The organism is Enterococcus malodoratus (genome assembly GCF_027659535.1).
In the GTDB taxonomy this organism is placed as follows: Bacteria; Bacillota; Bacilli; order Lactobacillales; family Enterococcaceae; genus Enterococcus_A; species Enterococcus_A malodoratus.
In genome coordinates this window covers 13892-38371 of sequence record NZ_JAQDPG010000002.1, presented here as the reverse complement: position 1 = coordinate 38371, position 24480 = coordinate 13892, and the positions used below count along the sequence as shown (strand labels likewise).

27 protein-coding genes and 2 riboswitches are annotated in these 24480 nt (G+C 40.5%); of the genes, 5 read left to right on the top strand and 22 right to left on the bottom strand.

What is annotated here, in order from left to right; genetic code table 11:
- Position 1: 1 nt before the first annotated feature.
- The 13 genes from cobK to PGP85_RS03450 are packed head-to-tail and all read right to left on the bottom strand — an operon-like array spanning position 2 to position 10969.
- Positions 2-745 (bottom strand): precorrin-6A reductase, encoded by a 744-nt coding sequence (cobK, locus tag PGP85_RS03510; protein ID WP_270326192.1) that lies wholly within the window; start codon positions 743-745, stop codon positions 2-4.
- Positions 742-1467, bottom strand: a complete 726-nt coding sequence (gene cobJ / locus PGP85_RS03505) for a precorrin-3B C(17)-methyltransferase (RefSeq protein ID WP_270326190.1) — start codon at positions 1465-1467, stop codon at positions 742-744. Before cobJ ends, cobK begins: the two co-directional genes overlap by 4 nt.
- Positions 1452-2504 (bottom strand): cobalt-precorrin 5A hydrolase, encoded by a 1053-nt coding sequence (locus tag PGP85_RS03500; RefSeq protein WP_270326188.1) that lies wholly within the window; start codon positions 2502-2504, stop codon positions 1452-1454. The genes cobJ and PGP85_RS03500 overlap by 16 nt, the downstream gene beginning before the upstream one ends.
- A complete protein-coding gene (locus tag PGP85_RS03495; RefSeq protein WP_270326186.1) occupies positions 2497-3264 on the bottom strand; it encodes a cobalt-precorrin-4 methyltransferase in 768 nt (255 codons plus the stop codon). The genes PGP85_RS03500 and PGP85_RS03495 overlap by 8 nt, the downstream gene beginning before the upstream one ends.
- Positions 3265-3268: 4 nt before the next feature.
- On the bottom strand, positions 3269-3823 hold the full coding sequence (locus tag PGP85_RS03490; protein ID WP_270326183.1) for a decarboxylating cobalt-precorrin-6B (C(15))-methyltransferase: 555 nt from the start codon (positions 3821-3823) through the stop codon (positions 3269-3271).
- Positions 3813-4424, bottom strand: a complete 612-nt coding sequence (gene cbiE / locus PGP85_RS03485; RefSeq protein ID WP_270326182.1) for a precorrin-6y C5,15-methyltransferase (decarboxylating) subunit CbiE — start codon at positions 4422-4424, stop codon at positions 3813-3815. The genes PGP85_RS03490 and cbiE overlap by 11 nt, the downstream gene beginning before the upstream one ends.
- The gene (gene cbiD / locus PGP85_RS03480) at positions 4421-5542 is read right to left on the bottom strand and encodes a cobalt-precorrin-5B (C(1))-methyltransferase CbiD (protein ID WP_270326181.1); all 1122 of its coding nucleotides are present in this window, start codon (positions 5540-5542) and stop codon (positions 4421-4423) included. Before cbiD ends, cbiE begins: the two co-directional genes overlap by 4 nt.
- The gene (locus PGP85_RS03475) at positions 5542-6192 is read right to left on the bottom strand and encodes a cobalt-precorrin-8 methylmutase (RefSeq protein ID WP_270326180.1); all 651 of its coding nucleotides are present in this window, start codon (positions 6190-6192) and stop codon (positions 5542-5544) included. The genes cbiD and PGP85_RS03475 overlap by 1 nt, the downstream gene beginning before the upstream one ends.
- A gap of 14 nt (positions 6193-6206) precedes the next feature.
- Complete coding sequence (cbiB, locus tag PGP85_RS03470) at positions 6207-7163, bottom strand: adenosylcobinamide-phosphate synthase CbiB (protein ID WP_270326178.1); 957 nt, start codon at positions 7161-7163, stop codon at positions 6207-6209.
- Entirely contained in the window at positions 7160-8515 is a 1356-nt protein-coding gene (locus tag PGP85_RS03465; protein ID WP_270326176.1) for a cobyrinate a,c-diamide synthase, read from the bottom strand. The genes cbiB and PGP85_RS03465 overlap by 4 nt, the downstream gene beginning before the upstream one ends.
- Positions 8406-9386, bottom strand: a complete 981-nt coding sequence (locus tag PGP85_RS03460) for a GHMP family kinase ATP-binding protein (protein ID WP_270326174.1) — start codon at positions 9384-9386, stop codon at positions 8406-8408. Before PGP85_RS03460 ends, PGP85_RS03465 begins: the two co-directional genes overlap by 110 nt.
- The gene (gene cobD / locus PGP85_RS03455; protein WP_270326173.1) at positions 9377-10447 is read right to left on the bottom strand and encodes a threonine-phosphate decarboxylase CobD; all 1071 of its coding nucleotides are present in this window, start codon (positions 10445-10447) and stop codon (positions 9377-9379) included. Before cobD ends, PGP85_RS03460 begins: the two co-directional genes overlap by 10 nt.
- Before the next feature lie 21 nt (positions 10448-10468).
- The gene (locus PGP85_RS03450; RefSeq protein ID WP_090405513.1) at positions 10469-10969 is read right to left on the bottom strand and encodes an ECF transporter S component; all 501 of its coding nucleotides are present in this window, start codon (positions 10967-10969) and stop codon (positions 10469-10471) included.
- 114 nt (positions 10970-11083) lie between these two features.
- Positions 11084-11262: riboswitch (cobalamin riboswitch) on the bottom strand.
- 406 nt (positions 11263-11668) lie between these two features.
- Between PGP85_RS03450 and PGP85_RS03445 the strand changes: the two genes are divergently transcribed.
- Positions 11669-13180 carry an amino acid permease gene (locus tag PGP85_RS03445; protein ID WP_270326172.1) on the top strand — a complete coding sequence of 504 codons (1512 nt, stop codon included), beginning with the start codon at positions 11669-11671 and terminating at the stop codon, positions 13178-13180.
- Positions 13181-13210: 30 nt separating this feature from the next.
- Positions 13211-13663 carry a precorrin-2 dehydrogenase/sirohydrochlorin ferrochelatase family protein gene (locus PGP85_RS03440; protein WP_270326171.1) on the top strand — a complete coding sequence of 151 codons (453 nt, stop codon included), beginning with the start codon at positions 13211-13213 and terminating at the stop codon, positions 13661-13663.
- A 60-nt stretch (positions 13664-13723) separates the two neighbouring features.
- Here the strand turns inward: PGP85_RS03440 and PGP85_RS03435 are convergent, their stop codons facing one another.
- From PGP85_RS03435 to PGP85_RS03415, 5 genes are all read right to left on the bottom strand, one after another.
- The gene (locus PGP85_RS03435; RefSeq protein ID WP_270326170.1) at positions 13724-14308 is read right to left on the bottom strand and encodes a TetR/AcrR family transcriptional regulator; all 585 of its coding nucleotides are present in this window, start codon (positions 14306-14308) and stop codon (positions 13724-13726) included.
- A gap of 9 nt (positions 14309-14317) precedes the next feature.
- The gene (gene ilvN, locus PGP85_RS03430; RefSeq protein ID WP_270326169.1) at positions 14318-14818 is read right to left on the bottom strand and encodes an acetolactate synthase small subunit; all 501 of its coding nucleotides are present in this window, start codon (positions 14816-14818) and stop codon (positions 14318-14320) included.
- Positions 14811-16490, bottom strand: coding sequence for a biosynthetic-type acetolactate synthase large subunit (ilvB, locus tag PGP85_RS03425; RefSeq protein WP_270326168.1), 1680 nt, complete (start codon positions 16488-16490; stop codon positions 14811-14813). The genes ilvN and ilvB overlap by 8 nt, the downstream gene beginning before the upstream one ends.
- Positions 16491-16612: 122 nt before the next feature.
- The gene (gene tenA / locus PGP85_RS03420) at positions 16613-17269 is read right to left on the bottom strand and encodes a thiaminase II (RefSeq protein ID WP_270326167.1); all 657 of its coding nucleotides are present in this window, start codon (positions 17267-17269) and stop codon (positions 16613-16615) included.
- 159 nt (positions 17270-17428) lie between these two features.
- A riboswitch (TPP riboswitch) is annotated at positions 17429-17520 on the bottom strand.
- Between the two features lie 61 nt (positions 17521-17581).
- On the bottom strand, positions 17582-18493 hold the full coding sequence (locus tag PGP85_RS03415; protein WP_270326165.1) for a DUF2268 domain-containing protein: 912 nt from the start codon (positions 18491-18493) through the stop codon (positions 17582-17584).
- 150 nt (positions 18494-18643) lie between these two features.
- On the opposite strand from PGP85_RS03415, the gene PGP85_RS03410 reads away from it, so the two are divergent.
- Positions 18644-19372, top strand: a complete 729-nt coding sequence (locus tag PGP85_RS03410) for a DUF2087 domain-containing protein (protein WP_270326163.1) — start codon at positions 18644-18646, stop codon at positions 19370-19372.
- Positions 19373-19400: 28 nt separating this feature from the next.
- Entirely contained in the window at positions 19401-19838 is a 438-nt protein-coding gene (locus PGP85_RS03405; protein ID WP_270326161.1) for a VOC family protein, read from the top strand.
- Between the two features lie 31 nt (positions 19839-19869).
- On the opposite strand, the gene PGP85_RS03400 is transcribed toward PGP85_RS03405, so the two are convergent.
- From PGP85_RS03400 to PGP85_RS03385, 4 genes are all read right to left on the bottom strand, one after another.
- Positions 19870-20736, bottom strand: a complete 867-nt coding sequence (locus tag PGP85_RS03400) for an arginase family protein (RefSeq protein WP_270326160.1) — start codon at positions 20734-20736, stop codon at positions 19870-19872.
- A gap of 165 nt (positions 20737-20901) precedes the next feature.
- Positions 20902-21120 carry a hypothetical protein gene (locus tag PGP85_RS03395; RefSeq protein ID WP_010739504.1) on the bottom strand — a complete coding sequence of 73 codons (219 nt, stop codon included), beginning with the start codon at positions 21118-21120 and terminating at the stop codon, positions 20902-20904.
- Positions 21101-21376 (bottom strand): hypothetical protein, encoded by a 276-nt coding sequence (locus PGP85_RS03390; RefSeq protein WP_178982684.1) that lies wholly within the window; start codon positions 21374-21376, stop codon positions 21101-21103. The genes PGP85_RS03395 and PGP85_RS03390 overlap by 20 nt, the downstream gene beginning before the upstream one ends.
- 214 nt (positions 21377-21590) lie before the next feature.
- Positions 21591-23861: an excinuclease ABC subunit UvrA gene (locus PGP85_RS03385; RefSeq protein ID WP_270326159.1), complete on the bottom strand. Its 2271-nt coding sequence runs from the start codon at positions 23859-23861 to the stop codon at positions 21591-21593.
- Between the two features lie 169 nt (positions 23862-24030).
- Between PGP85_RS03385 and PGP85_RS03380 the strand changes: the two genes are divergently transcribed.
- On the top strand, positions 24031-24477 hold the full coding sequence (locus tag PGP85_RS03380; protein ID WP_270326158.1) for a hypothetical protein: 447 nt from the start codon (positions 24031-24033) through the stop codon (positions 24475-24477).
- The last annotated feature ends 3 nt before the right edge of the window (positions 24478-24480 follow it).

Sequence of the window (24480 nt, the reverse complement as noted above, 5' to 3'; positions counted from 1 at the left end):
TTTATCGCTCCTTTATTCGATCAATGAGATTTTGAATAGAAGAAAACTTTTCGGGATAATCTACTTGTTCACGTGTAAGTACCACGCACGGAATATCTAGTTCTTTACAGGCGTTAATTTTTTCTAGGAAACCACCCGCTTGACCACTTTCTTTTGTGATCATCACTCCAGCGTGATTATGAATCAGTAACTCTCGGTTCAGTGCCTTTGAAAATGGACCTTTTACAGCTTCAATTTGATCAGTTGTTAGTCCCAATTTATCAATTGCGGTCAACACTTCAACCGTAGGCAATACTCTAACTATGACACGCTCTTTGGGGAGATATTTTAGAAATTCTTCTAGGGTTTTACTCCCCGTTGTTAAATAGATGTTGCCTTCGTATTCCCGCGCCTTAATGCTGGCCGCTTTTACTGAGTCAGCAATCAGCATTTCTTCAGCAATGAGTGATGGTCTTTCAAAACGAAAATAGTCAATTTCAGTCTGTTTGCATGCAGCCATGGCATTCTTCGAAACTTCTACAGCATATGGATGTGTCGCATCAATCAAAAGCGTAATTTCCTGATTTTCGATAAAATCGATCATTTTTGCAACAGTCAGGCGTCCTTTAATGACTTGTTTTGCCAGTGTTGCCGCTAATTTTTCTCCGTAATCTGAAACAACGGACAAATAAAAATATAAATCGTTTTCATTTAATGCCTCAGCAATTTTCAAACTATCGGAAGTTCCTCCAAGCAGCAAAATCATAGTCGATAACCTCTGGGTGTAATCATCCGATTATTCTCTGTATATGTTTCTTTATTGCCAATTAATACGACCGTCGTCATGTCTACCACTGTTTCATCCAAATCTGCTATCGTCGTGATAATTGCTTGTTCCTTTTCTCGTCCGACATCCTTGGCTAATCCAATAATCGTATCTTCTGATTTATATTGTTGAATGATTGCTAGTGCCTTTTCTAGATGTTTGGGTCTGCCTTTACTGCGCGGATTGTATAAGCAAATGACAAAGTCAGCACTTGCTGCTGCGTGAAGTCGTTTTTCGATTATTTCCCACGGTGTCATCAAATCACTCAAGCTGATATGACAAAAATCATTCATTAGAGGAGCCCCTAATAATGCAGCTCCAGCGATACTAGCAGTAATTCCTGGAATAACTTTAACTGCAAGTTCTTCGTTCATTTGACTGATGAGCTCTAAAATCAGTCCCGCCATGCCATAAACTCCCGCATCTCCGCTAGAAATTACTGCAACAGTCTTTCCTTTTTGAGCGAGCTCAATAGCTTTTCTACAGCGATCAATTTCTTGCTTCATTCCGGTACTGACTATTTCTTTCTCGCCAACTAATTCCTTAATTAGGCGAACATAAGTCGTATAACCCACGATTACTTCCACTTTTTTGATAGTCTCAATGGCCTCAAGCGACATTTTTTCCTTCTCGCCTGGCCCCAATCCTACAACGTACAACATCTGTCGCCTTCATCCTTTCCCAATGCAAAGGTGACTCCTTGATTAGCATAACGCTCTGTCACCACTTGACCATTACTCGCTAGATCAGCTGCAGCCAGACTTACACTTCCTACGCCCGTTATCTGCTTTACAAACTCTGATTGCGGATATTTCGCTGATACTTTTGATAATTCCTTTGATGTATATGTTTCGAATGGAACCTCAAGCCATTCTGCCAGTTGACAAATTCCAGATTCCTTTTTTTTTAAATCAATGCTGACAATTCTTTTTATGCTTTGACAATGAATATCTACCGATCGGCAAAAATTCAAGTATTCTTCTTTAATAATCGAGTAATCAGTGTTCTTTTTTGCCCCAATACCTAAGACATAGCGCTTCGGAACAACTTGAATAATCTTGTCAGATCGTTGCTCTAAATTCTTGTCAGAAATGAATAAAATTGCTTCGAAGGAATCATAAGAATCACTTTCTTCAAGCAACGTTAGACCTCGCAAATCCTTTACCCATTCTTTTTGCTGAATTAACCCTACTTTTTGATGATTTGCCAAAAGTCGATTGACTCTCTTGGTTGTTTCTTTAAAATCGGCATACCACCCATTAATGTCTTTACTTAATAAATCAAGGGCAGTAACATTTTGTACATCCGTTGCGGTAGTAATTACTGGACTGCTGTTCAATAATCTGGCGATTTCCAATGTCAACTGATTTCCGCCGCCGATGTGACCGGACAAGAGACTAATCGTATGCTGCCCTTTTTCATCAATCACTATAACCGCCGGATCATTTCGCTTACCTGCCAATACTTCAGCAATGCTACGAACTACTATTCCGGTCGCCATAATACAAACCAAAGCATCGTATTGCTTGAAAAGTGCTTGAATTCCCGTGTTGAATCTACCTGTCGGAAAAACGAATAAGTCTTCCTCTACCTTATCTTCAGAAACAAAGATAGGTATGTCATCATCCCAAGTCATTCGCAGCTTTTTGGCCAACTCAATCCCAGTTGGAGTCAGTGCTAAAATCGCAATTTTAGTCATCGCTTTTCACATCTCGGTACTCATGCTTAAATGATGCATCATATAATTTAGAATAATGGAACTCGTCGCCTAGAAATTCTCCAACCATGATTAAGGCCGTTTTGGTAATATCTGCCGCCTCAATTTGATCAGCAATCTTTTCTAATGTACTAACCACCTTCTTTTCTTCTGGCCAGGTAGCTTTATAAATGACTGCCACTGGTGTTGATGGCGGGTAACCACCTGTCAGCAATTCTTCAACTACTCGTTTGATTTCTTGTACAGAAAGAAAGATCACCATCGAGGTTTGATGTTGAGCAAAGGAACGCAAGCTTTCTTTTTCAGGTACTGGCGTTCTCCCAGCCATCCGAGTGATAATCACACTTTGTGATACTTCTGGAACGGTGTATTCCACTCCTAAACTAGACGCTGCACCTAAAAATGAACTAACACCCGGTGTACAGGTAAATTCTATTTCACGTTTTTTTAGTTCTTCAATTTGTTCGCGAATGGATCCATAGATAGAAAAATCTCCGGTTTGTAATCGAATAACCTCTTTATTTGCACAGACCCCGCGCTCCATTTCGTCTATAATTTCAATCAGATCCATGGAAGCACTGTTGAAAACCTTACAGTCTTTTGAACAATAGTTTAGAAGCTCAGGATTCACTAATGAACCCGCGTAAATGACCACATCGGCTGATTTCAACAGCTGATAGCCCTTAAAAGTAATCAATTCGGGATCGCCCGGACCCGCTCCAACAAAATGTACCTTCGCCATACACTTATTCCTCTTTTCTCGTCTCAATAATAATCACTGGGTTTTGCGGTTTGAAATAATGACCTTTGCCTAACTTAGTGTATTGACCTGCCTGTAGCTGAATGGCTTGAAAACAATGGTGATTACTCTCCAACCACTCAATAGTTTCAAGGGCATTTTCAAGTAAAATAAAATTTAATACTAAACGGCCGCCGACGTCTAACCGCTGAAAACTCCAGCTAAGTATTTCGTTCATATTTCCTCCCGTTCCGCCAACAAAGATCGCATCAAAGTAATCGTTTAGCTCTACGGGAGCCTTTCCTAATAGACTATGAATATTTTTCAGTTGAAACTTTTTCTGATTCTGTTTCAATACATCCAAAGCGGTTTGGTTCGAATCAATTGTGGTCACCTGTAACGTTGGATAAAGACAGGCCGCTTCAATTGCGATGCTTCCCGTTCCTGTTCCAATGTCTAAAAACTTCTTTGCTTCTCTTAAGTCAAGCTTTGCCAAGCTAACGCTGCGAACCTCTTCTTTCGTCATAGGAACATTGCCGCGAATAAAACAATCATCTTTCATTGATTATCACCACCGCATTCATTTGATAGTCTTCATCGGGAACTTCTGGAGCTGAATAGCAGCGAATATTTTCGTTTGGATAGCTGAGATTTTCCCCTATATAAAAAGTCGGATTCTCACCTTGCATAATTGCTGCTTGTGCCAACTGATAAGGTCCTATCACTTTATCCGTAACGATTCCGACCTTTGGTAATTTGAAAATTAAGGTAAAATCAGGCTTTTTACCATGAGAGCTGGCAATGAAACAGTCTTCCATCGGTATATTTAGGCGATTAAACAAATAATGTAGAGAGCTGATTCCTGGTAAAATCAATAATTCATTCGATGAAAATCGCTTAATCAACCAATTCCCAATTCCATAAGTTAATGGATCGCCAGAAGCTAAAAGAACTATTTTATCTTCTATATGGTCGTTTAAATACACCGCCAGATCATCTAATTTACGTGGAAGTCGTTTGCAACTATGCTGCTTATTTGCAGGAATGATTTTCAATTGCCGTTCACTTCCGATAATCAAGTCGGCGGCGGCGATTGCTGCTTGAGCCTTATCAAATAAATAATCTTCCGTGCCTCCTGGCCCTATCCCCACAACGGTAATCATCGCCACTCCTCCTTCAAAACATCCAACGGTATGGTAGATGCTAAATAGCCTCTTTGAGAGGAAAACAGAACGGCCTCGATACTGGGTTCATGTTTTCGATATTTTAATAAATCTTCAGAACGCCTTTTGACTTTTTCTGCGATAACCTGATAAACCTCTTCATACCCTGTTCTAGCAATAATTTCTCCTGCCGCCTCAGTCATCAAACATTTCTGGATTTCTTTTAGCTGATCCACAGGCATTCTCAGCAATGCTAAATTTGCAATCAAAATTTCCGTCCGTGCATCAGCATCTTTGCTATGAGTCGAAAAAATGCCCGCGGAAACTTTGATCAACTTGCCTAAATGCCCGACCATCAGCACCTTTTCAAACTCTAAACGCTGAACCTCTTTTAGAACATAGCCCACAAAATTACTCATAGAGACGATCTTTTCTCCATCAAGTTCCAGTGTATTTTGGGCAAAATCTTCTCCATAGTTGCCTGGACAAAGAATCACAGCGGAATGCCCTTGACTCTTCTTCATTTCGAGTTCTAAAGAAATGGACCTTTTCCACCCTTCCTCAGACATTGGAGTAACAATCCCCGTCGTCCCAAGAATTGAAATCCCGCCTAAAACACCCAAGCGTCGATTCATCGTTTGTTTGGCTATAGTTGTTCCTTCTGGAGCAGAAATCGTTATTTTTGCTCCTCGGTTTGGACCAATCACTTTTCTAACTGATTCTTCAATCATTTTTCTTGGAACAGGATTAATAGCTGCTTGTCCAACGGGGATCTGTAATCCCACTTCGGTCACTCGCCCAATCCCAATTCCCCCATCAATAACAATCTGTTTCTCAGTATTCTGAGTGACCTCTGCGCCGATCAGCATCCCATCAGTCGCATCAACATCATCTCCGCCGTCTTTAATAACAAAAGCTTTACAACTATCATTTATTCTTTCAATCGAGTCGATAGGAATCAGCAATTTTTCTTTATTTGGCAACTGGATTTGGACTGTTTCATGAGTTTCCCCTTCAAATAGAAGAGCGGCAGCCGCAATTGCAGCCGCGGTCGCACAAGAACCTGTTGTGTAACCCTTACGTAATTTTTTCCCATTATAGAAAACGAACTCCTCCATCAGCTTTCCCTTCCTACCAGTTGATAGAGCATCGCATTGATGATTGCAGCCGCCACGTTACTCCCGCCTTTGCGTCCTCTAGCCACAATTGCCGGAACATCGCCTTCAAATAGAGCTTCTTTCGATTCCGCTGCACCGACAAAACCAACGGGAACCCCAATAACTGCTGCCGCATCCAAGTCTCCTTTTCCAACCATTTCTAGCAATTTGAAAATTGCTGTTGGAGCATTTCCGATAACAAAAAGCTTTGGTCCAGCAATCTTAGCCGCGCGTTCGATCCCAGCCATTGAACGAGTCATCCCTTTTCTTTTTGCTTGTTCTGCAACTTCTGGATCAGCGATATAGCATTCGTATTGAATACCTAATTGATCTAAAATACCTTTATTAATGCCACTAAGAGCCATGGTCGTATCTGTAAAAATTGTGCCTTGACCTGCCGCAAAAAATTCTTCCAGCCGTAAAATGACATCATTCGTAAAGACAAGATTTTTCAAATAGTCAAAATCGGCACTCGTATGGATGACACGCTTAACGATTTTTTCCTCTTTGGGACATGAAAAAACATAATTAGGAAATTCTTGATCAATAATTTCTTGAATAATTGTGAAGCTTTCCGTTTCAATCAATTGAGGATTTCTTATATAATCCACACGTTCCCCTCTTCTCAAAAAAAGTAATAGTTGCTGATAAAGGCAATGATACTGAATACAATCAAACTTAAAATGGCCGTGGTATATAATAAAGCATTGGCGGTTAAGATATCCTCCGGTTCTGCTGAACGCAGAGGTACGCCAATAGTCGGTTTATATATTTCGACCCCATGGTAAAGGTGCGTTCCGCCTAATTGAATTCCTAATGCTCCTGCTACAACCGCTTCTGGATAGCCGCTATTTGGACTTTTGTGATTACGGCAATCCGTTTTCCCTACTTGCCAAGCATTCGTGGTGTTTAGCTGCAACAGTTTGGTAGCTGCTAATAAATATAGCCAAGTGAGACGAGCAGGAATGAAATTCCATAAGTCGTCCATTTTTGCAGAGAACCAGCCGATTGCTTTATATTTTGGTGTCACATACCCAACCATTGAATCTAGCGTATTGACGGATTTGTACATCATCGCCAAAGTAGGCCCTCCTAAAAACAGGCACATTAAGGGAGCAATCACCCCATCGCTTGTATTTTCTGCAACAGTTTCAATCGTCGCTTTAGTTATTTCTTCTTTCGTTAATTCATCGGTGTCCCTTCCAACGATCATCGAAACCTGCTTGCGAGCATCGGTTAAGCTGCCATATTTCAGCTTTTGATAAACCTTTTTCCCTTCCAATGACAAACTTTTAGCAGCCAACGTGGTATACGCTAAATAGATGTAACAAAGAGTTCCGATAAATGGATGGATTAGAAAACTTAGCTTTAAAAGGCAGTAGGTTACTAATCCTGATCCCAACACTGTGATCAGCCACAAAAGAATACCCAATCGATATTTCTCCTGCTCGCTTTTCATTTTGGTAAACTTCTGCTGGAACCAAGCGATAAAGTTGCCGATAATTTTTATCGGATGCGGCCAACTATAGGGATCACCGATTAATAAATCCAGTAAGAACGCAGCAATAATCAAATGAATCATGGTCCATTCCTCACTTGTTCTAGTAGATTCTGTAAAAAGTTCTCACTTTGATAAAAATGAAAATGTAGATAGCTACCAAACGTGTTTTTTTTCTGATAGCCGCCCGTCCATTTTTTTACCACCTCACCATCGCGCTTTTTTGTCATTTTCAACATTGTCGGCTCTAAACTATCAAATCTCGAATGATGAAATTCATGTCCAACCACAGTTGTGCCTTTTTTACCGATTAACAGATCTTGTTCAAGCTCGCCATAACAGTATCCGAATCGTTGAAGTCTCGAAGTCATCTCACTGACACCTTCGAAAATTCCTACCATTGGATACAACTGTTCAGCATCTTTAAATCCATCGCATAAATACATCAGACCTCCGCACTCAGCCAGGATAAACGCTCCTTGTTCATGCTTTTCCTTGATGCCTTTTCGCATCTCGTGATTCTCAGCAAGGTGTTGAGCGAATTCTTCAGGATAGCCGCCTCCAAGATAATAGAGATCAGCTTCCGGAAGTTGATGGTCCCTCGGCGGACTGAAAGGGATCAGCTCCACACCATATGCCGTTAATAACTCAAGGTTGTCCTGATAATAAAAATGAAATGCCTCATCTAATGCGTAGGCCACTTTGAGACCAGTGAACTGTGGAAATTTTGGTGACTGATAGAATACTTTTTCGTCTGGCAATTTTTCTAATAAACTATTTAAATCAACTGTTTCCTCTAAGGATTCTGCTACTTGTTGAATCTTTTCCGTTACATCGTTGATCTCTCTGTCTGGTACCAACCCTAGCTGTCTTGAGGGCAATTCCACACCCTCTGCTCGCTTCAAGTAGCCGAAAACAGGAACATCTGTATAAGTTTCTATAGCTTTTTTGATCAATTGATAATGCGTTTCTGAGGCAACCTTATTGATGATCACCCCGCTAATCATTACTGCTCGATCAAACTCAGCGAACCCCTTTACAACGGCTGCCACCGATGTCGATGCTGATTGACCATTGACCACTAGTAAAACTGGACAATTCAACTGCTTGGCAATTCCGGCACTAGAACAAAAATCTTTGTCTACACCCAATCCATCAAAAAGACCCATCACCCCTTCAATCACACAAATATCAGCATGTTGTGCCTCTTTTGCAAATAGTGATTGCAAGCGAGTGCTATCCTGAATCAAAAACATATCCAAATTTCGTGAGGGCTTTCCAGTAATCCGAGTATGGTATTCGGTATCAACATAATCGGGCCCAACTTTATAAGGCTGAATTTGATACCCTTGATTTTGCAGAAGCTTCATCAAACCAAGTGTTATCGTTGTTTTTCCTGAGCCGCTGGATACTGCGGCAATCATCAGCTTTTTCATTGATTTCCCTCGCTTCTATCAGCTGTACGCCTTGGTAGCAGCTTTGATGAACACTTACTTTCGAATACCAGCTGCTGAGGCTGGACTGTTTAATCGTCTTTAAAACGGCGGGAATTTCTTCTAAAGTTTCAATCATTATCCCGACAACGGAACCGCTGTGAGCGACGTTTATCCCTAACCATTGATAATGCTGCTGGAGTTTTATCAGCTCTAAAAAATACGGTTTAGGTAAAATTTTCTGATTCAATAAAGCACTTTGCATAGCCGCCTCACCTAATCTTTGCAGTGATCTCTCTTTTATTGCTAACAAATAGTGTTGATAGATTTCCGCAAAAGAGGCTCGCTGCTGATAGAATAATCGGTCATTTTCCCTTGAATGGAATGCTTCTGTGGCAAGTGTTTCTTCTGGCTCCAAAACCACTACATAAAAATGTGGTGCCCATCCGCTGGCCTCTCTTACAGTGCCATCCTTCTGCTCAAATAGTGTGAGTGTTGGAAAAAGGATACTGTCGGTTCGTTCAATCGTTAAACAAATAGCTATAATTTCATCTCTCGAGAGTTGTTTTCCAAAATAGGCCGCCGTTGCTTGACAGGCTGCAGCAATATCTGCCGTACTACTGGCCATTCCTTTAGCAGTTGGCAAGTCCGAGTCAATCGTAAGCGAAACTCTTTCGATTGGAAGATCCAATTGCAGCATAGTTCGTTGTACTGCTTCTTGAGCCTTAGATTTGACTGACTCAAAAGGTTCTTTATTATCAATCGTTACTCGCGAAAAGCAGTCAATCCCATAACTAACTAGTTTTTGAGAATCACCGAGCCAACCTTGAATGATCTCTCCGCATGATCCTGGGCAGGAAGCTGTCACTCGCATAAAATCGCCTCCAGTGCATCAAGTAAAATTTGGTTCTCCGTTCGTGATTTAACGGCTATTCGGTAATACTTATGGTCTAATCCATTGAAGCTATTGCAATTTCTGATCAAAATATTTTTTTTAATCATTTCTGCTTGCAGGCAATCCGCACCATGGTAAAGAAAGAACAGAAAATTCGTCTGGCTGGGAAATACTTCCAGCTCTTTAAAATTGGATAGACCGTTTACTAAAAATTGCCGTTCTTGTGTGATGTACTGTTGGCTATCCTTAATAAACTGATCTTCTTGCAACGCTTGCTGTCCTGCCAAATCGGCAAATGTATTGATATGCCATGGAACGGTTTCCTCCTCGATCGCTGCTAAAACCGATAAATTACTAGTCAGTAAGTAACCTAGCCGTAATCCTGGAATCGCAAACATTTTTGTCAATGAACGAAAAATAAATAAGTTCGGATAGTCTTTGATTTTCGAAACAAGAGAGTGTTCTTCCTTCGTGAAATCAACAAATGCCTCATCAATGATCAGGACCAGTTCATTTTCTTGGCAAAATATTAGTAGTTCGTCTAGTTCAGACTGCTTTATCAGCTGTCCCGTTGGATTATTAGGATTGCAAAGACAAATTCCATTTACCTTCTGCTGCTTTGCGGATTGGTGCAACGCTGAAAGCGACAATCGAAAATCATGTTGTTCCAAATTGAAATAGCAGAATTCTGTCTTTTGCTGTCCAAAAGCTGCTTCGTACTCCATAAAGGTCGGTGCAAGCAAAAGTAATCTATCCAGCTTCAATGTTTTTCCCAACATAAATATCGCTTCAGCCGCACCATTCGCTGGGTAAACAAAATCTTCTGAAACCTCGTGAAAGCTTGCGATCGCTTGAGTTAACGCACGATAACGAATATCCGGATAATGGATCAGTTCCTCTATTCCTTTGCTCAAAACCTTTTTAACCCCCTTGGGAATACCTAAAGGATTAATATTTGCACTAAAATCAATCAAGCTATTTTTATCCTTTTGATAGGTTTCACTGATTTCTTGAATATTTCCTCCATGCTTGACTACCATAACAACGACTCCGATTCTTGATTATTTTAAGAAAATCGCTTCCTTATATTTTTGGGGAATTCCCAATATTACAACCTCAGATAAGCCCAAATTTACGACTGTCGCGACAGTTAATGGGACAAAAAGCATAAATACAACTGGTCCCATTAATGGATAAAGCAGCAGTAAATCTAACGGGACATTAATCATATAACCGACAAGCATAGAAACTACCGATGCGACAATTTTGTTTTTAGCCAATTTCCTGCGTGTCCAACTGTAGAAGAACATGCATGCTCCCATCAAAACAGCAATGATCAAATGAATAGGCAAAGTATTTGGGAAGCCGGACAGTAAAGCAGAGATCATGTGTCCGAAGAAACCTAAAAATGCCCCGGCAAATGGTCCGAGAATAATGGCTCCAATAAATGCCGGAAATGAATCTAGTGCAATTGACCCTAAAATTTTGATGTTCGCACCAATCACACAGAGGGCTAGCAGTATCGCCAAGGTCGCCAATTTCTTTGTTGAATACTTCATCATCATTCCTCCTTAAAAAAATAAACGCAGCGAGTCCAAAAAGATGGGCTCGCTGCGTTTTTTTATTTGTCCAAAGATACCAAATAAAGCGTCAGCAAAATAATCTTCCCAATCCAATTATTTTTAATCCCTGAACAAGGTATCCTGACTTTGCATCAACTTACTTTCTCGCCTTCCCTAAAAAGTGGCTTTTTGAGAGTTCATCCGCATATACAGTAGAAAGGGGCTGTTGAGGATTCTCACCTCAATTCCCTTGAACAGTTATTAGTTATTCACTTTTCACCATTATAGCAAACGTTTACAGTGAGACTTGACCTTCGACGGCAACACAGCCACATTGTGCTATTTTTGAAAGTGAGAGGACAAAATTTTACTATATTTTAAAGAGAACAGGCTGAAAATCACCTTTTTGACTTGATCTGAAATAGCTCATAAACAAGTAGTCAATCAAAATTGAACAGGTAAAGAAAAATTGTTGGAATTGTTGATGAAGGATAGCCAAATTTTGTTATTTTGGTAGAAAACAAAGCAAGATATTGTTATCAATTTCTTTTACGATCTTAAAATCATTGATATATCAATCTTCTTCGATCACTTAACTGATCTCCTCTTTATAGAAATCAACACATTTTGTTCACAAACACTCTTGTCTTTTTTTTTGAAAGAAAATATGATGGAGAAAACGACTACGAGGAGCGGACAATGACTAAAAAGGGCCCTTCGCAAAATTTGATCTTGATCATAACAACCACCGTGTATTCATTTTCCAGTATGATATCAGCCTTTTTTATGCTGGGAAGCCAATCACTGATTTGGTTTTTTATTAGTGCGCTTTTTTACTTTATTCCTTATGCTCTGATCGTCGCCCAATACACAAAAAAATACGCGCATCGTTCAGGAGCAATCTATGATTGGCTGAAAGAATCGCTTTCTCCAAAAGCGGCTTTTACAACTGTTTTTTTGTGGTATAGTAGTTATTTTATTTGGATGATCAGCTTATTCATGAAGATTCTGATTCCCCTCTCCATTCTTATTTTTGGAAAAGACAGAACAGCAACAATTGACTGGTTGGGATTTTCTCCGCAATTTTGGTTGGCGCTACTTTCAATTCTGGCAGTGCTTTTTATCACTTGGATGAACAAACGCGGGTTTCAAGTAATTTTTAGATTTTTGCATATCAGCGGCTATGCGATGGTTGGTTTGCTGGTACTTTCATTAGCAGGAAATCTGATCTTGATCGTAAGAGATCCCGCTCAAGTATGGATAAATATCCATCACAGTGTCTCCATTCCAAGCTTTTTCCAAGAGTCTTCCAACCGATTATTGTCTCAACTGCCCTTTTTCATTTTTTCAATTACTGCCTTTGGTGGTTTGGATACTATTGCAAGTCTTGCTGACAAAACAAAAAAAAGCCGAACCAGATTTCCGCGAGCGGTAATCATCAGTTCGTTTGTCGTGTTATTATTATATGTTAGCGGTATCATCATTTGGAGTTGTGCGAATAATATTGAAGGCTTGCGAAATACGACTTCTCTTCACCTCGGAAATTTAATGTACGGTGTCATGGACCAGTTGGCAAAAACGTTAGCCGTTAGTTTCAATCTATCTGCTAAACATACCTATCTATTATCACAAATTTTTATTCGCTATACTGCCTTGACGATGGGACTGGCCTATATCAGTCTGCTTAGTTCTATCAGTTATGGTCCATTAAAGAGTTTAATCAAAAGTACGCCTAAAGTATTTTGGCCAAAATTCTCGGCACTAAATAGCAATCAAATGCCCGAAAATGCTCTTTGGATTCAAGCAATTCTCATCTCATTATTTATTGGTCTGCTTTCTTTCAGCAATACCTTTCTGTCTGAATTGTTTAATCAATTAACTTATATGACCAATGTTTCAAGAGCAATCCCATACTTTATTGTTGCTGCCAGTTTTCCCTTTTCTATTAAAAAGAGGGTGATTCAACCATCCTCGTTAATTGTCAAAAATAACTATTTGAACTACAGCCTGTCTATCAGTGTATGTGTTTGTATCTTTGTCGCAATTGCCTTTCAAATTTACGAGCCTTTGAAATTAGGAAATTACCTGAATTTTTCTACATTGCTTTTAGGACCAGTATTCTTTGGTATCCTCTCACATTTTATCTATTTTCGATTTGAACAAAAGAAAGCGTTGATGCTACTTTCAAAACAGAATGGAGACAATCGGTGATTGGATCTTGATTGGTAAAGGAGGGAAAACATGTACCCCATTTTGATCGATATCAAGCAGTTTTCGGTCCTAGTGATTGGCGGCGGAAAAATTGCCACCCGAAAAGTTTGCGGATTGATTGAGGCAGGTGCAAAACCAACTGTAATAGCGCCGAAATTTTCGGAGACATTGTTGAATGCTAAAAGGAACGGTTCTGTCATTTTACGAGAACGGTCCTTTCAATATGGCGATACAGCTGGTTTTCAAATTATTTTTATTTGTACAGATAATCAAGCGGTGAATCGAGCTATTTTAAATGAAACTACTCCTCGGCAGCTGGTGAATGATACAACGAAGCAACAAAATAGCAATTTTTTTAATATGGCATTTATAAAAGAAAAAGACTTCGGTATCGCTCTAACGACAGCAGGCGAAAATCCAACCAAGACGAAACTGTTGAAACAAAAAATTCGTGTTCTTTTAAAAAATATTTCTTTGGATTAACTTATTAAGGCAAAAAAAACGTTTGAATACACGCTTTTCCATTGATCGGAGAAGTGATATTCAAACGTTTTGTTCATTTAAGCCTTCAACAAATTGGGAAACAGCCTGAGAAATAAAGTGCTCTGCTTCTATTTGGTACTGTTTCTTATTGGAGTAAGCATGTAAAAAGGCAAAACCGATCATACTGGAGAAAATAACCTCAGCAGACGCTTTGGCATCACTGATCTGAAGTTTTTCTCTTTCTTCCATCGCACGTAAATAATCTTCTAACAGTTGAACAAAGGCCGTTGGAATTTTGTCCACATAAGGCATTGTTTCCTGATAAATATCCTGTGCGCGAAGCCCTAATGAGAATCGAACAATTTCTGGTGTTACCTGTTCAAAATAGTCCGCCATAATTACACGCAGATCCTTCGCTAAATCCCATTGAAACTGGTCAGAAATACCACTGCTTGCTGAAGGAATCCAATCTGCTTCTCGTAATGTCGCCAGCAATAATTCTTTTTTACTGCCAAATTGGCGAAACAGCGTGGCTTCATTGACATTAGCTTCTTTTGCGATATCCTTCGTCGTCATATCGCTGTAGCCTTTTTCCACGATCAGTTTCTTTGTCGCGGCCATAATATTGGTCCGAGTATTTTTCATACAACTATTTTACTCCTTTGTAAGACTAGAAATTGCCACACTCCCGCCGCGAATTACTTCAAATTCCTTTGAGACAAACTCGTGAATACAGTCGATCAACTCATTATTTTCTTTCTCACTAACGATACTCTCAATCAGGAGTTCCTCGTCAGATTGATCAATCATCGAAAAGCTGCGATCTTTTTGTATTAAAGCCAGTTTCTTTTTTATTTTTTCGGAATAATTAAGCTTTAGATACATGACTTCTTTGGCATGAATCGGGATAGTTGTATAATCGATCACCTGAATCACTTCAATCATATTACGAAGCTGGTGTTTAACCTGTTCAAAGGTTCGATCATCGCTGTAGAGACTAATCGTCATGCGCGAGGTATCCGCAGATTCTGTTTCTCCGACAGTTAAACTATTTAAATTATACAATTTTCCTGAAAATAATCCAGAAACCCTTGCCAATACCCCTATTTCATTTTCAACATACACACTCAACCATCTCTGTTCAGTTTTACTCATAAATAATCATTTCCTTTAAACTTTGACCCGGTGCAACAATCGGCAGAACTTTTTGCTCTGTCTCCAGCATGAATTCCAAAACCACTGTTTTTTCTTTGACCGCTTTCGCTTGATTGAAGGCTCCATCAATTTCTTCTATTCTGGTTATTCTATGACCTTCAGCGCCATAACTGTGGGCTAACGCAACGAAATCAGGAACATACTGTGACGTCTCCTTTTTTAGCATGGTATAAGAATAGCGTTTATCATAGAACATCTCTTGCCATTGTCTGACATTGCCCAAGCAGCCATTGTTGAAAATACAAACAATGATTGGAATTTTTTCCAGCATTGTCGTGGCAAGTTCTTGCAGATTCATTTGAAATCCGCCATCGCCAGTGATCGTTAGAACATCCATTCCTGGATTTCCTAATTTTGCTCCGATGGAAGCGGGAAAACCGAATCCCATTGTCCCTAACCCGCCTGAAGTCAATAATTGTCTATCTTTAGTCACTTCAAGAAATTGCGTCGTCCAAAGTTGATTCTGCCCTACATCGGTTACAACGATGGCGTTTGTAAAATGTTGATTGATTTTCTTGATAATGATTTCTGGTGTCAATCCTTTTTCTTTCATGTGAACTGGAACGGATCCGTCCATTTTTTTTACTTCTTGCAGCCAGCAATTGTGATCCTTAACATTCAGCGATTCGGTGATCTTTGGTAAAACAGTTTTTATATTGCCGACCATTCTGATAGAAGCATCCACGTTTTTGTCTATGATCGCAGGATCAATATCCAGATGAATCAGCTTAGCTGAACGACAGAAGTTCGCTGGATTTCCTGTCACACGGTCGTTCAAACGCGTGCCAAGAGCAAAGAGGACATCACTATTTATGATTGCTTGATTTGCGGCATAGCTTCCATGAATTCCTACGTTGCCAATGTAACTTGGATGGTTACTAGGCAGCGCACCTTTTCCCATGATCGTAGTAACAACGGGGATTCCGCTTTTTTCAACAAAATCCATTAATTCTTTGTGGGCCTTTCCACGATGCACACCGCCTCCAACGAGTAGGACTGGCTTTTTTGCATTGTTTAATAGTTCAACAACAGATTTGATTTCACTGGTCGGGATTTCCTGTATTTTCTGACCGCCGCGAATCGTGACCTTTTCTGGATATTCTTCTGAACCAAGCTCTTGTTGAACGTTTTTAGGGATATCTACCACAACGACTCCCGGTTTTCCTGATTGTGCGATCACAAAGGCCTTTTTCAGAATTGTGCCCAGTTCCACTCTTTTTTTGACAGTAACCGCATATTTGGCAATTGATCGGCTGATTCCAACCATATCGACCTCTTGAAAAGCGTCCTTCCCAATCAGATGTGTCGAAACCTGTCCGGTAATACAAACCAAAGGTGAAGAATCATACCCGGCTGTCGCAATTCCTGTGATTAAGTTAGTCGCCCCCGGTCCACTTGTGACCATACAAACGCCGACTTTTCCTGTTGAACGGGCATAACCATCAGCGGCATGGATCAGTCCCTGCTCATGCCTTGGCAATACTACTCGAAATTCTTCCCGCTGATAAAGTGCATCAAACAAATCAATCGCCTGTCCGCCTGGATATGCGAAACAAACTTCAACCTTCTCATTTACTAATGCCTTAACAACCAATTCAGCTCCCGAAATCATTTTACACGCCTCCTAATTAATGCAAGTGATTACTTGCATTCTATCATAGAACCGTCATTCTCTGTCAATTACTTTTTATAAAAAGAAAAAAGACCGTTCCTATTCGAACGATCTTTTTCGATCTACCATTTTTCTAACTTCGCAGCCATTTCCCAAAATGCGTATTCCATTTTACTGCTGATCACAAAAGCGTCGATCATTTTTTGCTGCTCCTCTTTTGGACTTTCCTCGTATAAACGATCTAAGAGAGCACGTTCCTTTTTGATCCCTTCAGCAGCGTCTTCACCAGCATAGGTTTCGATCCATCGCCGATACAGAGGGTGCGGTGAACCCGACTCAATTAGGCGAACACCAATCTCTTGATAAAGCCACGCACACGGCAGCATTCCCGCAAAAGCCGTATTTGCCGTGCCGTCGATCAGTTGCCGATACATATGAGAAACATAGTGATAAGCCGTTGGCGCAATTGGTGTTTCCTGAATTTCTTTTTCGTCAATCGCTAATTCTGAAAAGAATTCCTCCCGAATGGCCATCTCGCCTAACTTAAGATGTTCCGCATTTTCTCGCAATTGTGCCTGAACCTCTTCGTCCTTCGTCTGTTCTGCGATATAGCTATAAAGCTTGCTAAAATGTTCAAGGTAATAACGATCTTGCAGCAAATAATAGCGGAAAATCTCCGGTGCTAAATCTCCCGTCGCTAGTGATTGAACAAAGGGATGCTCAAAACTCGCCTCCCAATAATATGCCGCTTCTTTTCTTGCCAATTCTGTAAATGTCATGCCTATTCTCCCTTCTTAAAACCTATCAAAAACAAACAACTACTTTTTAATGCAACATAAAAAACCTCCTTGATTCTTAGTAGAATGAGCAGGAGGCTCTATGCCTAAAATAGACAGACAATAAGAAAACCCGGCCACAAATAAGCGGTCGGGTACAAATTTCTTAACATTACACATTCCCTGCGCCAGTCCTAACTGTTTCAGGTTCAATGGGTATAATCTCAGCTTCAAAAGCACCCCTAGTGTCATTCAATTGATAAAAGTATAGCATACCTATTTATAAAAAACGACTGCTATTTAACCGGTCGCGGATTATTCATCAAATATTCTTGATTCTTTTACGATTGTTTTACTAGGAGTCACAGTTGCTTCTGCGATTGTTTTGCCTGTATTTTTAAGATACGCTTTTACCAAATGATAGCCGATCGTATAGCCGGCATTTCTTGAAAGACCGACTGGTTGATATCCCTGCTCCTTCGCGACTTCATCGCCATACATATAAGCCGATACCTGATCAAATCCTCTGGCCTCACGCCCATTTTTCATTACTTCGATCGTATATGCCAGTTCTTCCGCATCGTATTCCTGCACCCACGGCCCGCGCTGATCAACTCCATATAAATCTTCCGCAAAAACTTCGGCTAACCCTTCAATAACTAAATAATCCTCCACGCTGACATCTCCATGATTGAAGGGTTCATAGGTAAAACGAACATTATGATTGAACTCATGAGCCAAGGCTGATTTCAATCTTGTTTGATTAAAGTCATTCGGGACGACTAGCAGCATAATATATCCCGGTATCCCGCCAAATCCGCTATACCCTTCACTTGCCATCAATACACCGTTTTCCGGATCACCTAATAAAATGTTCACGATAAACTCATCGACTGGAATCTGATAGCCGATCTCACTAAAACGTTGCGCACTTTCTTTGAACACTTGCTGATACTCGGAAAAGATATTGGTTCTTCTTAATGCTTCAATTTTTGTTTCAATCAAATCAATACTTTTGCGCGGTGTCCAAATTCCCATCATTTCTGACGCCATCACCACATCGTATCCCCCTGGTGTTTTCGGAAAAAGCGGTGCATTTAAATACTGCCACATTCCTTCCAGCGGCTGCATCATTTCATAACGAAACACATTCTCGTCGACAGATTCGCGAAGACATTTTTGATAAAACGCCAACGAATCAACGAGCGTTACCTTAAATTCGTTCATAGTCATCTCCCCCTTCTCTTTCATCATAAAGGTTGACGCCGCGTGAAGGTCAAGGAAAAAAGAGAAAAAACGGCTTAATCAAATACCAATATCGCAATCGTATTTGCAAACGTTTTATAATTATGTTAGCATTTATTCAGGAGGGATATTATGGAAAATGAATTGAAGATTGAAGAGATTAAAAAGGGCTATTCAAAAAAAGGCGATTTTCTTTTTCAATGTTTGTATTGCGATCAAACGTTTGATGATCGTTTCGTGTATCCAATCAATGGCTCAAACAGTCAGATGGCACGGGCTGAAGGCGCGATAATCTATCATTTAAAACATGAACATGATGGTTCCTTTAACGCGCTGCTGAACCTCGATAAAAATCAAACGGGTTTAAGCGATACGCAAAAGAACTTTTTGAACTTGTTTTCTAAAGGAATCGATGATCAAGAAATCGCGGAGCAGCTGAACATCACAACTTCCGCTGTAAGAAATCACCGCTTTAAATTTAAGGAGAAGAAGCGTCAGGCAAAAATTCTATTGGCCCTGCTAGAGTCGATCGATGAAAAGGAACAGAGTAATTTTGCCGCGAACTCTTTAATTGATTCCGATGAACGATTTGTATCCACTAAAAAGGAAAGAGAAAAAGTCTTCAATGTTTTTCTTGACGAACAAGGAAGAGCCACACAAATTCCAAAAAAAGAAAAGAAACGGATTATTCTGATTCAAAAATTGGCCGAAAATTTTGTTCCTGAAAGGCACTATACAGAAAAGGAAATCAATGCGATCATTTCTGAAATGTTCACAGATTATGTGACGATCAGACGTTATCTCATCGAATATGGAATCTTGGGTCGAACCGTAGATGGAACGACTTATTGGAAAATATAATAGGATTTTTTAGAAAGGCGGATTAGGAATGGTATTACCGATGAAGATCGATCATATGCAAGTTACAGTGAGAGATATTAATGAAGTTGAGTCATTTTACGATGGGCTGATGGAAGCTTTAGGTTTTGATTTGAAGAAAAAAATCAAGGTTTATTTAGCAGAATTGGATATGAATGTCATCGAATACCTCGACGGCTCCTATGATTTCGGCATCTGTTCCGCGCTGAAACCTTTTGAAAACGACACTGTACATCGAAGAAAACCTGGAGCGATCCATCATATCGCCTTTAGAGCCTCCTCCATAACCGAAGTTGATCGTATCTATCAAAAAGTTCTTGAGCTCGGCGCTGAAATTTTGGATGAACCACAGATTTTCCCTCAGCATGGTCCCAACTACTATGCCGTTTTTTTCAATGATCCAGACGGAATTAAATATGAGATTGTGAATAATGATGATCATTGTTGAACAAAAAAAGTCAGCACTCGCTGACTTTTTTCTATTCACTAAATATTTCTACACTCTCCAACGTTCTCCGCAGATTTATCGCATCCCATGGTAAATGTTCGCCAATACTAAATCCGACAATCTCAGTTTTTTCGGAAACATCCTGAATGATTCGTCCGATTTGATCCAGTGTCATCGTTCCGATCGGCGCTGGGAATTTTTCTAGGTCTAAGTAGGGCTTGCCCGGATTGATCGAACGAAAATCCTGCGGTGATAAAACATCCAAATCAAAATGAATCGCCAACTGTTTGAACTGATTCTGATTGATCCACTCGATAAGTAATTGACTATCTTCAGCAAGTTCGGCCGGTGTTAGATAATTCATTTTTAAATCATCGACTTGATGATCACATGGGCGGAGCTCCTCGTATTTGAGTCCCGCCAGCATAACCTGCTCGACTTTGAATGGATGTTGAACTTTTTCCGCAAACTGCGGTGCTCCATGTCCTAACAAATTTCCTAACACCATCATGTGGCCTCGCGTACTATCCTTGATCGTTGACATATCCGAGTGGGCATCTAGCCAAAGGATACCCAATGATTCAGGATACCTTCCGTGTAAATAATCAAAAGGCGCCTGGGATATGGAGCAATCCCCTCCTAAAGTAATCACTTTCTCTGGTGCCTTTTCTACTAAAATCCGCTCAGCTTCTGCCAATTGTTCTAACAGTCCGCTTTCACCGATCACGCCATTTTCCAGCGGCAATTCTTGCGAAAAATCTTTCTCAACTGCAACTCGAATTGTTTCGGCCTTATTGCTTTGCGGCACGATATGACTCAATAGCTCGGAGCCAAAAACATAGTTTGGATTGTTTCCTCCTTGCCATTGGGGAAATACTAATCTGAGTGTTTTGCTCATAGAACGTTCCTCCTTCATGCTAACTCCATTGGGACATTGAAAAAATTTCAAACCGATACACCATTATTTAGCTTAAGTATACTAAATTTTCAATCGGCCGAGGCAATCGTTCTTGAGGAGATATTTGATCTCATACGTATAGATCCGTAAACGGCAAAAAAAGGACTAGCAATCTAGTCCTAATTCTTCATGTACATATAAAAACATCTCTTCGTTTTCGTCTATCAAGTTATAAAAGTAGTTAAGCTGCTCTTCTTTTCTAGCTGCAACGAAGGCCTCCTGCAAGTCCATGCATTTTTGGATGGCGAAAATCCAGATATCTGCGATGAACTCATCACACATTTTTTGATGAATGATGTTGAGATTAAAAGTATTCACTGGCATATTCTTCCACCTCCTGTCTCTCCTGCTCAGACCGAAAGATGATGACTAGCCCTTTGGTGTCCGCTGATAATACCATATCAGCGCCTTTGATTTCATTACCGTATTTCAAGGCATGATAATATAACTGGTCCACACTCCAGCCTTTCGCCGCAAGCGTAACCATTTCTAAACACAATTTATCTACTTTTGCTTCAACGTCTGGTGTTGCATACACCATCATGGGTGCGTAGCAACAGATGTTTTTCAATCGATCCATCACGATCATCCCCTTTTAAGTATAACAAAAAACAACACCCATTTATTGCCATTATTGCTCCAACAACTTTTAAAAAATAAAAGAAAACACATGGAGCTTACTCTCCGTTGAGCTTTCAGCTTTTAAATAATAATAAATCTAAACTATTCTTTTTATTAATATTTTGTGCTGAATTCAAATCTGAACTGACTACGCCAAAAAATCTCCTGCTGAATCAGCAGGAGATGGAATGTTCGATTAATTCACTACTTTTTTTCAAATATTCACCGGTAATCGTTCCACTCTTCAACAAATCCTCGGGAACACCGCTAAATACAACTTCGCCGCCCTTCACACCGCCATCTGGTCCAATATCAATGACCCAATCAGCTTGCTTGATGATTTCGCTGTGGTGTTCGATGATAATCAAGGTATTCCCTTTTTCTACCATTCGTTGGAACAACGCGTTCAGCTTCTTGATATCTGACAGATGCAGCCCGGTGGTTGGCTCGTCCAAAACAAACACGGATTCATTCTGTGTGATCGCTTTAGTCAGCTTCAAGCGCTGGCGTTCACCGCCAGAAAGAGTCGTCAATGTGCGGCCGATCGGTAAATAAGTTAGACCCGTATCGATCATCGCCTGCAGTTTCTCAATCATTTTTTTACTGCCGATCCCATGATAGAATTCCTGCAGCTCTTTAGGAGTTTTCGCCAATACCTCTAAAATTGTACATCCTTTCAGCTTGTAGCTGAGCGCTTCATCAGAGAAGCGTGTGCCGCCGCATGCCTCACACTCATTCACGATCGGATCCATGAAGACCAGCTCGACAACGGTCTCCCCTTTTCCATGACAAACTGGACAGGCTCCTGTTGAGTTGAAGCTGAACGTGCCGACCGGAACTTGATTTGCTTTGCCGAAGGTACGTCGAATTTCGTCATAGATCCCCAGATAAGTCGCTGGAGTTGCTCGATTCGTTGCCTTGATTGGTGCTTGATTGATGATGGAAATCTCGTTGGGGTACTGTTCTGGCAGGATTTTTGTGATTAAAGTCGATTTTCCTGAACCGGCCACACCGGTAACTACTGTTAAGACATGTTTGGGAATGTCCACCGTCACATTTTTCAAATTGTGCAAGTTCGCTTCGTTGATCGTCATTTTTTCTTGCCAACTACGGGGATGAGTATTGATCGGCAATGTCTGACAAATTTCTTTTCCTGTTAAGCTGTCTGACCGCAGCAAGGAAGGATAATCTCCGCGAAAGATGATCTCTCCGCCTTGTCTGCCCGCTAACGGACCAATGTCGATCACTTCATCCGCCACCGTAATCACATCTGGATCATGTTCCACAACAAAAACGGTATTTTCTTTGTCTCGTAAATCTTGCAGCAGTCGATTGATTCGAGAAACATCGCGTGCATGCATCCCGGTACTAGGTTCATCAAAAATGTAAAACATTCCATTCAAGGCACTTCCCATATACTTCACTAATTTTACTCGCTGGGCCTCACCACCTGACAAGGTGGGAGTCTGCCGATCTAGCTGCAGGTAATCCAGCCCAATATCGATCAAGCGCTGAACTTGTCGCTTGATTTCACTGATCACCTCGTTCACTTCCGGATAATCCAAATCATTTAGAAACTGAAGCAGTTCGTTCATATCCATTTCCACACAATCCGCAATCGAACGACCGTCGATTTTTACCGACAGCGCTTCTTTGTTCAGACGGCGCCCTTCACAATCTGGACACGGTGCTTCAAACAATAATTCTTTTAATTTTTCTTCATACATTTTACTGTGACCAGACAAGTCGCGCTTCAAAATAATCCGTTCGTAGTTCCGACAAATCCCTTCAAGCTTCGGGTTGACTGGTGTAAGTGCTTGTTCTGGATGTCCATATACTAATTGATTCCATTGGGAAGTGGTCAATTCTTTAAGCGGTTGATCATTATCAAAGAAGTCCGCCGCTGCGTACTGTTTCCAATACCAATTTCCAACGGCATAGCGCGTGTCTAACACAGCTCCTTGATTCCAAGATTTTTCACGGTCGATCAATTTGTCCACATTAATTTGATTGACCCGACCTAAACCGGAACACTTTTGACACATCCCTTGAGGATTGTTGAAAGAAAATTGACCGGCTGATCCAATCTGGGGCTGACCTACGCGTGCGTATAATAATCGTAATAAAGAATAGGTTTCGGTGATCGTTCCGACAGTTGAACGTTGATTTCCGCCTAGCGGAGTTTGATCGATCACAATTGCCGGATTCAGATTTTCAATCCGTTCCGCTTTCGGTTTGAGGAACTTAGGCATCCGATTCCTTACGAATGCGGAGTAGTTCGCATTCATTTGCCGCTGCGCTTCCGCCGCGATCGTGTCAAAGACCAAACTGGACTTTCCTGAACCTGACACGCCTGTAAACACAATCAGCTGGTTCTTTTCGATCTCCAATGAGAGATGCTGCAGATTGTTTTGTGTGAGACCGATTAATCTTAGTGGTTTCATCTAAATTCCCCCTTACCTATCCAGTCTAAAGTCTTCCGCAACTGGAGAGTCAAGGAGAATTCTGCCTCTTTTTAATTCTTTTTTTATAGAATGGTCCCTAAGTTGGATGGCTTTTTTGTTTTTTCCTTCTATAATTAACTAAAACCTGTTACATATAGAAAGGTCGTCTATGAAAAATTATCGCATCGGATTTTCTCCCATCGGGTTATTGACCGTCTGCTTAGTCATGCTTCCAAATCTTTTGTTTCTTTTTATTACGCCTCCAAACAATGTTTTGAGTCAAAATGAATCGAGTTTCTGGCTCTGGAACCTGTTGGAGAACGTTGGTCGTTTCGGAATGATGGGCTCACTTTGCTTTATTTTGAATCGAGCACCCGCACGGAAGAATAACGTTTTGACTATGAGTGCATTGGGCTCATTAATCCTTTATTTTTTACTTTGGGGCTTTTATTTTGCCGGAATTTCTAATGGGCTGATGCTGGTTGGATTGTCAGTTTTGCCCTCGATCTTTTTCCTGCTGACTGCTTGGAAACTGCGAAATCCCTTTGCACTTTCTTTCGTGGCACTTTTTGCATTGACTCATATCACAATAACCGCCAGCAATTTTTTATTTTAAATT